This window comes from Psychrobacter sp. PL15 (assembly GCF_035984995.1).
GTDB lineage: Bacteria > Pseudomonadota > Gammaproteobacteria > Pseudomonadales > Moraxellaceae > Psychrobacter.
On record NZ_JAXCIB010000012.1, the window covers coordinates 1 to 12,966 of the forward strand.

The window sequence follows — 12,966 nt, forward strand, 5'->3', positions numbered from 1 at the left end:
ATAATGTTTTCTCTAATTAAGGTAAGCTATTTAGCTTATCTCGTTTAGCGAGCTGACTAGTATATCATGTTGAAATAACCTGTCAAGCCTTTGTTCTAATTCGTTTCAGTAAGTTAGCTCGGTAGTCATTAAGTAATGAATTACTCTTAAACTTGCTAGCTTCCTTTGCTGAGGGGCGTATTATAGACGCTTTTAATGTGGTGTCAAGAAGTTATTTTATTTAGTTTGAAGTTTTTATCTTGGTAAGACTTAAACTTTATTCTAATTAGCTTTCTTAATGACGTAGATTTAATCTATGTTATTCAAGAAGCTCTTCCCTTCCGACTGGGTGGCATTATACGCAGTTTGACATACAGGTCAAGGGGTTTTGGTGGTTAAATTAATTATAGTCTTTGAATCAGATATAGAGTCAAAGATAAAAAAAGAGCCATCCTAGACAGGGTGGCTCTTTTCACAATACAAAACTGACGCTCTATCTACTAGAAATTTTATCTAAGTCTAAGACTGTATTGTAGATATCGTTTCTAAACCTTACTTTTTAACGTCGTAACGATGCCGGATAGCGCATAAATAAAACCAATGGCTAGAATGCCAACTGGTATGTCATATATCGCTATGCTCATAACCAATACGCCAACGATCAAGACCACAAAGGGTACCTTCTTTTTGTCGAACTCTTTAAAGCTGTAGTACTTTACGTTACTGACCATCAATAAACCACATATCACCACCCAAGCGGCGAACAACATTATCACCAGCGTATCATATTGCCCCACCCACTCGTTATGATCAATCGCGACCATGACGGCAGATGTTACTAAAATAGCAGCCAGTGGACTGGCCAAGCCGACAAAGTACTTTTTGTCAACTATACCGACCTGTACATTAAAGCGTGCCAAACGAAAAGCCCCGCAGGCAGTGAACACAAATGCACAACCTAGACCAATGCGACCTAATGGCTCTAGCGCAAAGCTATAAATTAGAATTGCCGGGGCAATACCAAAAGCCAACATATCGGCCAGAGAGTCATATTGCTCCCCAAATGGACTTTGCGCATTGAGCATCCGTGCAACTCGACCATCTGCACCATCTAAAATAGCTGATAAGAAAATCGCTAAGGACGCTTGATAAAATCGTCCATCAGTACTGGCCAAAATTGAGTAAAAACCAGACAGTAATGACAGAGTGGTAATTAAGTTAGGTGCTAAATAAACACCACGACTCACCACTTGCTTACCTTCAGCGACTTCTGATTCAATCACCTCAAAAGTCAGACCGTCATAGTCATCATTATCCGCTAAACGGATATTAGACTCATGCTCATCTACAAAGGGCGGCTGGGTAGCCGCACTGTCCTGCAATAGAGGTTCTTTTGGCAGCCCAGCGTTCAGATGGTTACTATCTGTACGATTGTTACTTGAATTATTGGTGTTACCTGAGTTATTGGGTGGTTGCTCGGTGGTCATAACAAGGTCCTTATTCGCCAACCAGCCAGCGCACATTAGTCGCGCTATCGGGGGTTAGGTTAGGCGCATCAGCTACTTTAAATACAGGTTGTAAGAAACGTAATATCTCACGTGCATGGTTGTCAAACTGCCACGGTGGATTGATAATGAGCATACCCGTACCATTTAGGCCAACAGCAATATCATTGGGATAGATATTCAGCTCACAAACCAGCTGACGTCTCATCTCGGTACGTTTCAGTTTCTTATAAAACAACTCTACCGCTTCAATGTTCTTAATAGGGAACCATAACGCGTAAGTGCCTTGTGGCCACTTATTATAAGACGCTACTAATAAATTGATCAGACGGGTAAAATCTTTATGTTCTTGTTCATATGGCGGATCAAGTAGAATTAGACCACGTTTCTCTTGTGGCGGGATGACCGCAGCAATACCTTCAAACGCATTGCGATGATGAATACCAATAGGCAATTTATGCAGCTGGTAGTTAAGGGCATCATACTCGCTAGCTTTTGCTTCAAACGCTTCACCGCGAACACTACCATCAGTGCTTTTTTCGACATGATGCGCAATCCACCACGGCGAGCCAGGATAGACTTTTTTGTCATAAGTAAAACGGGCTTGCTTAACGCCTTCCACGTAATCTTTAACCGCTGTTGGCGCTTGTTCGGTATCAGCTTTCATCAAGGCTTGAACACCGCCTCTAAACTCTCCTGTCTTACGTGCCTCTTCACTGGCAAGCGAATACAGGCCACGGCCACCATAGGCGTCAAGCACATAAAAAGGTTTGTTTTTTTGGCTTAATTGATTAAGCAGTTGTACCAATAAAATGTGTTTGACCACATCAGCAAAGTTACCGGCGTGATAGGCATGTTTATAATTCATAAGTTTAAAAGTTTAAGTAAGAAAAATTGCATCTATGGTAGCATAGGAAGCGCAAAAAATAACGATGGTTTTGGTAAATAGGTGTTGATTGACCGTTGATAGAGCAAGGTGGTGATGAAATGATAGAGATTAGCAGTAACCTTCATTTGACAGATTTAAGCTCAACAGAGTTGGTCATCGATAATCCGATAGGGGATAATAATCCGCCGCTGCTTACTCCGAATATCGATGGCATTAACGATGTTTCACTTACCCAACATGAACTACAACTGTCTGATTTCGAAGTTGACTGGGGAGATAGGCTTACTAATACCCAGCTTGATAAACTCGTCAATGAGGGTTGGATCATTATCGATGATGTATTTAACAGTAAGGCTCTGTTAGCGCTACAGGCGGAAAGTGGCTTTGTTGACTATCGAGCAGCACAACTCACCGCCGGTATTCAGGTCAGTGATATTCGCGGTGATAACATCCGCTGGATTACGCAGGTTTTTTTTGCTGGGTTTTATTATCTACAAAGCATTAACGCACTTGCTACCGTATTTAATCGCAGTTTATTCACTGGTATCCGCCATAGCGAGGCGCATTATGCCTGCTATCCGGTCGGCTTTGGTTACCAATGGCATAAAGATAATCCTACGAACCGTGATGAGCGCGTCCTCTCAGCGGTGTTTTATCTCAATGATGAATGGGCGAACAGTGACGGCGGTGCGTTAGAAGTGATCGATAATCATGGCAAGCATCACAATGTTATGCCAGTGGCTAATCGCTTAGTAATCTTTAATAGTAATATACAACATCAAGTACAGACAGCCCACCGGCAACGTTACTCTATTGCTACCTGGATGCGCCGTGATGGCTTAGTTCCTTTCGTTGAAAACACTTAATATTGAAAGCAACTAATAATTAACTTTGAAAAGGCTCCCAATGTCAAATCATAACTTAACAGCAGAGACTGTTAGCAATCATAGCGAAAGCATGAAAACCTCCACAACAGATACTCCTCAGCAAGCAACTTTAGCCTTAAGTATGGCATTGATGGAGCGTCCTTCGGTGACACCTGACGATACCGGATGCCAAGACATATTGTCAGCGCGACTTCAACAAGCGGGATTTGACTGCGAGTTTATGTACTTCGGCGATAGACAACAAAGCGGTGAACATGCTGAAGTCAAAAACTTATGGGCGCGGCGCGGAACCACTGAGCCAGTGATTTGCTTTGCAGGTCATACCGATGTGGTACCGACAGGCGATGAAAACAATTGGACCTATCCGCCATTTACCCCAACGCTTGCTAATGGTTATCTATGGGGACGCGGCGCGGCTGATATGAAAACCGGTATTGCCGCCTTTACGGTCGCTGCTGAACGCTTTGTCCTCAACCATCCAAAACATAACGGCTCTATTGCATTCTTAATTACTTCTGACGAAGAAGGCCCATCAATTAATGGCACAGTCAAAGTAATCGAAGCGCTAGAAGCACGAAATGAAAAAATTACTTATTGCCTCGTTGGTGAGCCATCGAGTACCGACACCCTCGGCGATATTATCAAAAACGGTCGCCGTGGCTCATTGGGTGCAGTCTTAACCGTTACTGGTAAACAAGGCCATGTTGCCTACCCACATCTAGCTTCCAACCCTATTCATGCGGTCCTGCCAGCCCTAGCTGAATTGACTGAGGCGACTTGGGATAAAGGTAATGAGTACTTCCCCGCCACCTCACTACAAATCTCTAATATCAACGGCGGCACTGGCGCAACCAACGTCATTCCTGCAACGTTAGAGGTGGTCTTTAACTTTCGCTTTTCTACTGAAACTACCGAAGATGAATTAAAAGCAAAAACTCACGCAATATTTGACAAATATTTTTCAGATAGTAAGGCTAAGTATGAGATTAATTGGAAGTTATCAGGTGAACCGTTTTTGACCCCTGAAGGCAAACTAGTCTCAGCATGCCAGCAAGCGATTAAAGCAGTTACCGATACTGATACTACTTTATCCACTTCTGGTGGCACCTCCGACGGACGCTTTATTGCCCCAACGGGTGCGCAAGTGGTAGAGCTTGGCGTACGCAATGCCACCATTCATCAAGTCGATGAAAAGATTGAGATTGATGATTTAGGAAGATTGGCGCAAATATATGAAGGGATTTTAGAGAACTTATTGCTTGATTAAGAACTTCAGTGAGACTGATTATATTTTATCCATAAAAAAGCGCTACTTGCTAAACAAGTAGCGCTTTTTTTATTTTTAGTCAGGACTGTTTTTGATAAAGGCTATGTGTAATAAGGATTATGACGAGCTGCAAATCATTAGCTGTGCGCTTCAAACTATAGCCAGTCATATCAAGTAATAGGTCAATAGTAAACAATTAGCTACGTTTTAAAATAGTTATCAACTGACTACTTTGACCCAGGCGTTATCATGCTTAGCAAAGCCAATCTTTGGATAGCTCGTTTTATTAACAGCATCACTGGCTTGCGGTGCAGATAAAAGGATAATCTGACAGCTTGGCGGTAATTGCTGCTCAATCTTTTTAATCATTAATTTGCCGATACCTTGACGATGGTAATTTTCAGCTACTGCTAATTCCGACAAATAACAGCAGTAGCTAAAGTCACTCACGCAGCGTGCGACCCCAATAAGTTCTTTTGGATTACCATCGGTGGCCTCACTGACTACTTCTTTAACCGTCCGTTTATCCGACCATGCCGTGATTAATAAGTCCGCATTATCAAGCATGCCTTTTATTACATAGTAGTTATCTATTGGTCGGCGTGCGCCTAGGCCACACTTATTTAATAGTTCGATGAACTGTTCAGGGCTAATAGCTGTATTGATTTGATAGGTAACTGCCACCTGATGCCATCCTCAATATTAAGTATTCCAAATTGTATAAGCTGATATTTACTGCCTGTATCCTCATTGGATAATAGCTTAGCACAAAGAGTACTTATATCTTAATAAAGCAGTAAAGACCGCCTTCGGGATAGGTAGCTAATGCAAAAGTAAGTAATAGTAATTTTTTAATAAATGAGAATTTAGTTGCAAATAAGAATCATTATTGATAATATCTGTTTCCACAAACATACGCTATTGAAATTCACTGTTTCAAATTGTCGTAATAACGTTATCTTTTTTAACTGTCTCGTTGCTTTCAATCTTAAATCAAACTTATTTTTGAATGCTTTGCTTCTAAATAACTTACTTCTAAATATCTTGGCAACGGAGCCCACAAGATGTCTCATCACTATCAGTCTTTTACTGTGTTTTTACTTTCAACCTTAGCTTTATCAATGCAGGCCGCTTATGCACAAAACCCAGACAATCAGCCAAACCCTACCACGGTAGCAGAAGAAATTGCGGTGACCTTGGATGAAATTACCATTATCGGTAGTAAAGATAATGTGCCGTTAATGACGGGATCAAACTATTATGTGGATAAAGAACAACTAGAAAATGAGCAAATCACAGATATTCACCAAGTCTTACAAACTGTACCTGGGGTTTACGTCTCTGAAGAAGATGGCTTAGGTCTGCGTCCAAACATTAGTATCCGTGCTGGTATTGGTGAGCGTAGTAGCAAGGTTCATTTGATGGAAGATGGCGTGCCCATCGCGCCAGCTCCTTATGCTGCCCCTGCCGCCTATTACCATCCGACTGCCCTACGGTTATCAGGAGTTGAGATTATCAAAGGTGCCCCGCTACTACGTTATGGCCCGCAAACAACTGGCGGCGTGATTAACTATCTATCAACCCCTATTCCCAATCAAAACGGTGGACAAGTGACCACAGCGGTTAATGACCGTGGCGGCGTTGATGTCCATGCTTATGCGGGCGGACGCTCAGGCGACTTTGCAGGTTCTATTGAGACGGTACAACAACAAGGTCAAGGCTTTAAGCAAATCAATGGTCAAGACATAGGCGACTATGATAACCAAGATTATGTACTAAAAGGTCGCTATCAGCTCAATCCTGCTCATAGTCTATTTGCTAAAGCTCAATATTCAGAAAAATCCAGTGATGAGACTTATTTAGGCTTAACGGATGATGACTTCAATAAAGACCCTAATAGACGCTACCCTATGTCGCGTCTTGATAATATGCAGAATGAACACACCGGTTTGAATTTGACCCATAACTGGCTGCTGGACAATAACGCTGAGCTGCGTACAACTGCCTATTATAATAAAACCCATCGTAACTGGTACAAGCTCAATGGCAATATGGTCGAGAAGTTTTATAAAGGGGATGTCACTCAAGGACAATTAGAGGGTACTGAAAACCTCGACAGTATTAAGATTAAAGCCAATGATCGTGACTATGATAGCACTGGTATTCAAACTAACTTTAATACCGATGTTTTGACCCGCTATGGCGACCACAATATTGATGTCGGCGCGCGCTACCACCGTGATAAGGTCGAGCGCTATCAGCCCAGTGATATTTTTAATCAGGTTGATGGCGATTTGATTTATCAAAGTACCGAAGCGCCTAGTGGTAGTAATAACCGCGAAGAAAAAGCAGATGCGACCAGTCTTTGGCTGACCGATACATGGCAGGTCACTGACCCATTAACCTTAAATCTTGCCATGCGCTACGAGCACATAGATACAGAGGAGACCCGCGGTCTTAATACCGATCAGCAAGCACGAGTCAGTAACACCCAATCTATCTTTTTACCCGGTTTGTCCGGCAGCTATCAGCTCAACGATAACGTGCAGTTAATCGCTGGTGTTCATAAAGGCTTTAGTCCACTAGGAGCTGGCGTGTCTGAGAGTGATAACACTGACCCTGAAGTCAGTATCAACTATGAGCTCGGCACGCGCTATATTGCTGGCAATAATTATATCGAAGCAGTCGGATTCTATAGCGACTTTGACTCAGTACTAAAAAATTGTACGGAAAATGCACCTTGTGGCCCAAGGACTTCAGGTATAGAAAAAGAGAGCGGCTCGGCGGCTATCTCCGGACTTGAGCTGTCAGCAGGGACAAGCTTTGAGATGTCAGGCTACCGTATCCCACTTAATGCCACTTATACTCACACCCAAGCTGAGCTGACTGAAAATTATGAGAACACACTCAAAGGTGACCGCCTCACTCTAGTGCCCAAAAATCAGGCCAGCTTGCGCGCAGGTATTGAGATGGATTCAGGATGGGATACGTATGTGACGGCCGTATATACCGGCGGTATTTGTGAAGAGGTTGGCTGCAGTCGTACCAATGCCCCGCGTAGCGAAACCGAGTCACTATTCACTATTGATGCCATCACCCACTACCCTATTGGTTATGGTGCAAAACTATTTGGTAAAGTGGAGAATATCGCAGATAAACAGGTGATTGTGAGCCGTACACCGTACGGTGCTAGGCCAAATCTACCGCGTACTTTTACCCTTGGCGTTACTAAAACGTTTTAAGTGGACTTAAAATGATCTTGAATAGTCATACTTAGTACGGTTATTCGTAATATAAAAAGCCCCATCTATAATGACAGATGGGGCTTTTTTATCGAGCTGTTGATTTGATAGGTTACCTGATGCGTCGTCACAGACTGTCCTTTTGGGGCTCATCACATGACTGAATTCACTCGATACCAATGTAGACATCAACTTGACCGTATTCTAGATTGCCATCGACATAACACTCAAAATCGACATCGTAAACTCGCGTGTGTTCGCAGCTTGGGTCATTAAAATATTCCCAGACCTTCTCCCACGCATTCATCACCGTATTAGGCATGTTGCCATGCTCAGAGAATACTAAATACTTTCCTGCAGGAATAGTCACTGTCATCACACTGCCAGCATTGAGAGTAGCGTCTTTGCCTGGCTGCTCTTGCTCGCCTTGCTGACTGCCTACCTTCCAACTGGCTACGACATCAAAAGCGCCGACTTCATCATTGCTCTCATAGTTGTGATAAATACCATAAATATCCTCACCCTTTTCGAGATGACTCACATGACCTTGATAAAACTTTTGCCATAATCTACCTAATTTGGCAGTGTCGTGGCTGATTTCAGCAATGTTGGTGGTGCGAACACTGATACCTTTACAAGCTACCGCTTCGGTTAGCTCTTTAATTTGTGAAGTCATGATACTGCCTGTCCTGTTCTTTTGTTTAAGAGCCTGGTTATTTGAGGTCATACGTAAAGCAGTAAAATCGAACTAGTCAGCAGCTTCATCAATCCAATTCATTTGAATAGATTCTAATATACCTTCGTTCGATTTTTTGGGATCATCATCAAAGCCCTCAAGCTCTGTTATCCAACGATGTAAATCGGTAAAACGTACTTGTTGTGGGTCAGTTTCAGGAAATTTTTCGTAAAGCTCAATAGCGATATCCAAGCTATCTGTCCATTTTAATGACTGCGGGATCATAACGGCTCCTTAAAATTAAATTACAATGTTTATAATTAGCGGCATCACTCATTAACGCTATCATTAATTAATGGGATACCCAATCAATGTGCTCTATCCTAGCAAACTTCGCCTGATGATGTATAGCCAAGCCTCACAATTATTAACAACCGTCTAAATTAATGACCCTCTATTGATGGCGTTGGCGCAGACTTCACTGCTATCTGATGCTTGTTCCAAGAAGTGATGACCTCGGTCAGTCGCTCACCCACCATATCAAGGCAGCTGGGTTTACACTTACCTCGCTTATCCATCAATACAAACTTAGTCATTGCCACTGCCATCAGCTGATTTTTTACGAAGAAACGATGCTCAAAGTAGATATATTTATGGTCCCAGCCGGCCAGAGTGCTACTAACCGTCATTTTATCCAAAAACTTAATTTCTTTAAGATAGATGACCTCTTGCATGGCGATAATCCATTGCAATGACTTGATACCTTTTTGGTGACTACAGGCCAGCAGCCAGTGAGTGACGTTTAGCTCAATAAAAGATAAATAACGATAGTTGGGCAAGTGATTACGAAAGCCCATGTCGTGCGGCAATACTCGATAGTGGCGTAACACAGGTGTAGTGAGGGTTTCGATACTGAGCTGACCATTAACCGCCTGCTGTTTCAGTTGCTGCTTAAGCAAGCCAATCATAATAAAAAACCGCAGTAACATATTCACGAGCAACTCTCTTATTAAGTATATAAACTGCTGAAGGTTATAGCAGAAAAAAGGTAAATTGGTTTGACGCAAAAAAAGCCACCTCAGTGACTTTTAGCGATTATCGTTAGTATTCAAGACCGTCAAGTTAAAGACTAATTTAATCTATTTTAGCAACACTGCTCATTTTTAGTAGTGCACAAGCTAGACGCTGACAGTGATTGCAAAATCAGATTAGTGACGCCTAGTCTCTTAACCTAATGGCTGATTAAATTAGCAGCTTAATGACCCGCGCCATTGATACTACGAACCATCTCTTCGACCACTTTTTTAGCATCACCAAATATCATCATGGTTTTGTCCATATAGAACAAGCTGTTGTCTAAGCCGGCGTAACCGGTACTCATCGAACGCTTAATAACCATGACTGTTCGGGCTTTGCTGACCTCCAAGATAGGCATACCAAATATTGGCGAGGTAGGATCGTCCTTCGCAGAAGGGTTCACCACGTCATTAGCGCCAATGACGACTACTACATCAGTACTTGAAAAGTCGGAGTTAATCTCATCCATCTCAAGAATATCATCATAAGGCACATCGGCTTCAGCCAGTAAGACGTTCATATGTCCGGGCATACGACCAGCAACCGGATGGATAGCAAAGCGTACGTTAACACCTTCTGCTTTCAATAATTCATATAACTCTTTGACCGCATTTTGTGCGCGACCTTGCGCCATGCCATAACCAGGTACAATAATCACATCGTTAGCGTTGGCCATTAGGAATCCAGCATCTTCTGCCGAGCCTGATTTATAATTTTTTGGCGCGCCATCATCTCCGCCTGCAGCGACGGCTACTGTACCTATACCGCCAAATAAGACGTTTAATAATGAGCGATTCATCGCTTTACACATGATGTAGGACAAAATAGCACCAGATGACCCAACTAAGGAACCGGCAATAATCAGCATCGAGTTACCGAGCGTAAAACCAATACCCGCTGCTGCCCAACCTGAGAATGAGTTTAGTAGAGACACCACTACCGGCATATCACCGCCACCAATCGGGGCAATCCACATCCAACCAAACACTACCGCCAATACCGTCATCGCATAAAATGCAGGCAGCGAATCGGTCAAAAAGTAAACCGCGCCAAAACTAACCATAGCGATAAACAAAATGGCCTGTACCGGTTTAACCCAGCCGCCTACTAGAGTTTTTGCCCAACTCTTAGCAGCTAATTTACCAAAGGCAAAAAATGAAGCTGAAAAGGTAATCGCACCAATAAAGCAACCTATAAATAATTCTAGACGGGTAATGGTACTGTACGCTTCCTCAGTATGTAGCACCGTTGCTAAAGCAATGGCTACAGCCGCTAAACCAACGAAGGAATGCATCAGCGCCACCGTTTCTGGCATCTGGGTCATTGCAACCGTTTTGGCTTTCCACAGTCCAACGATTGCGCCTAAAACCATCGCGCCGATGATTAGCCATAGCACTGGGCCTTCGGCTAAGAAAAACGTCGTGATGACCGCAATGGCCATCGCCACCATACCTAACCGGTTGCCACGAATAGCCGTTTTTGGGCTGGATAAACCACGTAAGGTCAAGACAAATAATATCGCACCAACTAAATAAAACCAATCAGCATTGGTAGCAATCGTATTAGTTAAGTCGTTCATGCGTCACCTCCACTATCAGTGGTTACAACCGGGGCTTTTTTAGGTTTTGGTTTAAACATTGCAAGCATACGTTCCGTCACAGCAAAACCACCAAAGATATTGACACTGGCTAAAAATACGGCAAAAGTACCCAGTAAGCTGGTCGCGGTAAACATGCTACCGTCAATGGTAACGGTCTGGAGCATCGCACCGACGATGACAATACTCGATAGGGCATTGGTCACTGCCATCAATGGCGTGTGTAGCGCTGGTGTTACGCCCCAAACAACGTAATACCCTACAAGAATAGCGAGCACAAATATCGTGAAAATCGCTACAAAAGGCGTACTCATCATAGCTTCACCAGCTGGTGCCGCGGCTAAAATAGTCGCAATCATCTTATCCTCCTAAAAATCTATTTATTACTATTCATGGGTTTTACTGGCGTTTGGCGGTGGTCATTTATATTATTAACGTTGAGCGAGACGTACCTGACCATCATGCGTGACTGCCAATGCACCTTGAATCTCATCTTCCATATTTAAGCACAGGGTCAATTCATTGGGTGATGCATTGCCTGAGCCATCATTGTCGGCTACGGCTTCAGGTGTCGATTCAGAAGCAATTAAGGTGGTGATAAAATGAACCAAGTTATTGGCATAAAAATCTGAAGATTGCGCAGCCAACATCGAAGGAATATTAGCGGCGCCAACGATCCGCACGCCATTCTCGGTAGTGATGGTTTCATTGGCCACGCAGCCTTCAACATTACCGCCAGTACCAGCGGCCATATCAATCAGTACCGCACCCGCTTTCATTTTGGCAAGCGTGGCTTGGTGCACTAAGCGTGGGGCTTGTCGACCAGGAATTTGCGCGGTAGTAATCACAATATCAGCGGCACTTAATGCTTTGTCCACTACTGCTGCTTGGTCTTTGATATACTGTTCTGAGGGCGTCCATGCATAGCCGCCTGTGCCTTTAGCCTTTTGCGCTTCATCTTCACTCATCGGTACATCAAGCCATTTACCACCGAGCGATTCGACTTGCTCTTTGGCGGCAGGACGTAAATCACTGGCCTCAACCACTGCCCCTAAACGCTTAGCAGTGGCAATCGCTTGCAAGCCTGCGACTCCAACGCCCAGAATAACTACTTTAGCGGGCTTGACCGTTCCTGCTGAGGTCATGAACATAGGGAAAGGACGCGAAAACTCATTGGCAGCGAGCAGTACTGCTTTATAGCCGGCAAGGTTGGCCTGTGATGACAGGACATCCATGTTTTGTGCTCGTGACAAGGTGCGGGGCAGTAGCTCCATGGCAAAAGCAGTGACACCTTGTTCAGCATAAGCGTCAAGCTGGGTATTGCGGTAAGGATCTAGCATACCAATGACAATCTGTCCCGATGTTAAACTCGCAGCTATAGTCGCTGGCAAGTCATCTACCGTGGTGACTATACGAGCATCAGCAGTAACCTCAGCATTGCTAGCAGCAATGCTAGCACCGGCAGCTTGATAGCTGTCATCAGAATAATAGGCCGCCTGACCTGCACCAGACTGTATGATTACCTCAAAGCCAAGCTTGCGCAGTTTTTTGACTGCGTCTGGAGTTAGCGCCACCCGGCTCTCATGGGCGACATCTGCACTGATTACACCGATTTTCATACCATCTCCTTACGTCGAATAACTTACCTTGGATACTCTCAATTCACATTTACAGAGTACAAGGGACAAAAAAATTGAGCACTGCTTAAACTAAGAACAATAACTAAAGATTATCAATTTAATAAATTGATAGCTACGTTGCCATCACGCCTTTTTATTATAAAGACATCAAGAACCAACTTTCATTGGTTATTGATGACCCGTAAGTATAATAAAAAGTTAGGTATT

The 12,966-nt window shown here is 43.4% G+C and carries 12 protein-coding genes; 3 read left to right on the plus strand and 9 right to left on the minus strand.

Annotated features, from left to right (window positions below; translation table 11 throughout):
* Window positions 1-524: 524 nt before the first annotated feature.
* Entirely contained in the window at window positions 525-1,466 is a 942-nt protein-coding gene (gene pssA / locus RCH20_RS10185) for a CDP-diacylglycerol--serine O-phosphatidyltransferase (protein ID WP_209958479.1), read from the minus strand.
* Between the two features lie 10 nt (window positions 1,467-1,476).
* Complete coding sequence (locus tag RCH20_RS10190; RefSeq protein WP_209958481.1) at window positions 1,477-2,352, minus strand: 23S rRNA (adenine(2030)-N(6))-methyltransferase RlmJ; 876 nt, start codon at window positions 2,350-2,352, stop codon at window positions 1,477-1,479.
* A 119-nt stretch (window positions 2,353-2,471) separates the two neighbouring features.
* Here RCH20_RS10190 and RCH20_RS10195 point away from each other — a divergent pair, with 119 nt between their 5' ends.
* Together RCH20_RS10195 and dapE are read left to right on the plus strand one after the other, a co-directional pair.
* Window positions 2,472-3,239, plus strand: a complete 768-nt coding sequence (locus tag RCH20_RS10195; RefSeq protein WP_209958484.1) for a 2OG-Fe(II) oxygenase — start codon at window positions 2,472-2,474, stop codon at window positions 3,237-3,239.
* A gap of 91 nt (window positions 3,240-3,330) precedes the next feature.
* Entirely contained in the window at window positions 3,331-4,527 is a 1,197-nt protein-coding gene (gene dapE, locus RCH20_RS10200; protein ID WP_327193555.1) for a succinyl-diaminopimelate desuccinylase, read from the plus strand.
* Between the two features lie 219 nt (window positions 4,528-4,746).
* On the opposite strand, the gene RCH20_RS10205 is transcribed toward dapE, so the two are convergent.
* The gene (locus RCH20_RS10205) at window positions 4,747-5,211 is read right to left on the minus strand and encodes a GNAT family N-acetyltransferase (RefSeq protein WP_327193526.1); all 465 of its coding nucleotides are present in this window, start codon (window positions 5,209-5,211) and stop codon (window positions 4,747-4,749) included.
* Window positions 5,212-5,591: 380 nt separating this feature from the next.
* Here RCH20_RS10205 and RCH20_RS10210 point away from each other — a divergent pair, with 380 nt between their 5' ends.
* On the plus strand, window positions 5,592-7,769 hold the full coding sequence (locus RCH20_RS10210; RefSeq protein ID WP_327193527.1) for a TonB-dependent receptor family protein: 2,178 nt from the start codon (window positions 5,592-5,594) through the stop codon (window positions 7,767-7,769).
* Window positions 7,770-7,935: 166 nt separating this feature from the next.
* On the opposite strand, the gene RCH20_RS10215 is transcribed toward RCH20_RS10210, so the two are convergent.
* The 6 genes from RCH20_RS10215 to RCH20_RS10240 all read right to left on the minus strand — a co-directional run bounded on the left by RCH20_RS10215 (window position 7,936) and on the right by RCH20_RS10240 (window position 12,738).
* Window positions 7,936-8,445 (minus strand): GyrI-like domain-containing protein, encoded by a 510-nt coding sequence (locus RCH20_RS10215; RefSeq protein WP_209958498.1) that lies wholly within the window; start codon window positions 8,443-8,445, stop codon window positions 7,936-7,938.
* A gap of 72 nt (window positions 8,446-8,517) precedes the next feature.
* Window positions 8,518-8,730 carry a Fe-S cluster assembly protein IscX gene (gene iscX, locus RCH20_RS10220; RefSeq protein WP_209958510.1) on the minus strand — a complete coding sequence of 71 codons (213 nt, stop codon included), beginning with the start codon at window positions 8,728-8,730 and terminating at the stop codon, window positions 8,518-8,520.
* A gap of 158 nt (window positions 8,731-8,888) precedes the next feature.
* Window positions 8,889-9,440: an acyl-CoA thioesterase gene (locus tag RCH20_RS10225; RefSeq protein WP_327193528.1), complete on the minus strand. Its 552-nt coding sequence runs from the start codon at window positions 9,438-9,440 to the stop codon at window positions 8,889-8,891.
* 260 nt (window positions 9,441-9,700) lie between these two features.
* Window positions 9,701-11,101 carry an NAD(P)(+) transhydrogenase (Re/Si-specific) subunit beta gene (locus RCH20_RS10230; RefSeq protein ID WP_209958515.1) on the minus strand — a complete coding sequence of 467 codons (1,401 nt, stop codon included), beginning with the start codon at window positions 11,099-11,101 and terminating at the stop codon, window positions 9,701-9,703.
* A complete protein-coding gene (locus RCH20_RS10235) occupies window positions 11,098-11,433 on the minus strand; it encodes a proton-translocating transhydrogenase family protein (protein WP_209959228.1) in 336 nt (111 codons plus the stop codon). The genes RCH20_RS10230 and RCH20_RS10235 overlap by 4 nt, the downstream gene beginning before the upstream one ends.
* 117 nt (window positions 11,434-11,550) lie before the next feature.
* Complete coding sequence (locus tag RCH20_RS10240; protein WP_327193529.1) at window positions 11,551-12,738, minus strand: NAD(P) transhydrogenase subunit alpha; 1,188 nt, start codon at window positions 12,736-12,738, stop codon at window positions 11,551-11,553.
* Between the last annotated feature and the right edge of the window lie 228 nt (window positions 12,739-12,966).

Bases quoted from the DNA above. Each gene is read 5' to 3' on its own strand.
- dapE (WP_327193555.1), top strand. From the start codon at position 3,331: ATGAAAACCTCCACAACAGATACTCCTCAGCAAGCAACTTTAGCCTTA.
- iscX (WP_209958510.1), bottom strand. From the start codon at position 8,730: ATGATCCCGCAGTCATTAAAATGGACAGATAGCTTGGATATCGCTATT.
- RCH20_RS10210 (WP_327193527.1), top strand. From the start codon at position 5,592: ATGTCTCATCACTATCAGTCTTTTACTGTGTTTTTACTTTCAACCTTA.
- RCH20_RS10195 (WP_209958484.1), top strand. From the start codon at position 2,472: ATGATAGAGATTAGCAGTAACCTTCATTTGACAGATTTAAGCTCAACA.
- RCH20_RS10235 (WP_209959228.1), bottom strand. From the start codon at position 11,433: ATGAGTACGCCTTTTGTAGCGATTTTCACGATATTTGTGCTCGCTATT.
- RCH20_RS10215 (WP_209958498.1), bottom strand. From the start codon at position 8,445: ATGACTTCACAAATTAAAGAGCTAACCGAAGCGGTAGCTTGTAAAGGT.
- pssA (WP_209958479.1), bottom strand. From the start codon at position 1,466: ATGACCACCGAGCAACCACCCAATAACTCAGGTAACACCAATAATTCA.
- RCH20_RS10240 (WP_327193529.1), bottom strand. From the start codon at position 12,738: ATGAAAATCGGTGTAATCAGTGCAGATGTCGCCCATGAGAGCCGGGTG.
- RCH20_RS10230 (WP_209958515.1), bottom strand. From the start codon at position 11,101: ATGAACGACTTAACTAATACGATTGCTACCAATGCTGATTGGTTTTAT.
- RCH20_RS10190 (WP_209958481.1), bottom strand. From the start codon at position 2,352: ATGAATTATAAACATGCCTATCACGCCGGTAACTTTGCTGATGTGGTC.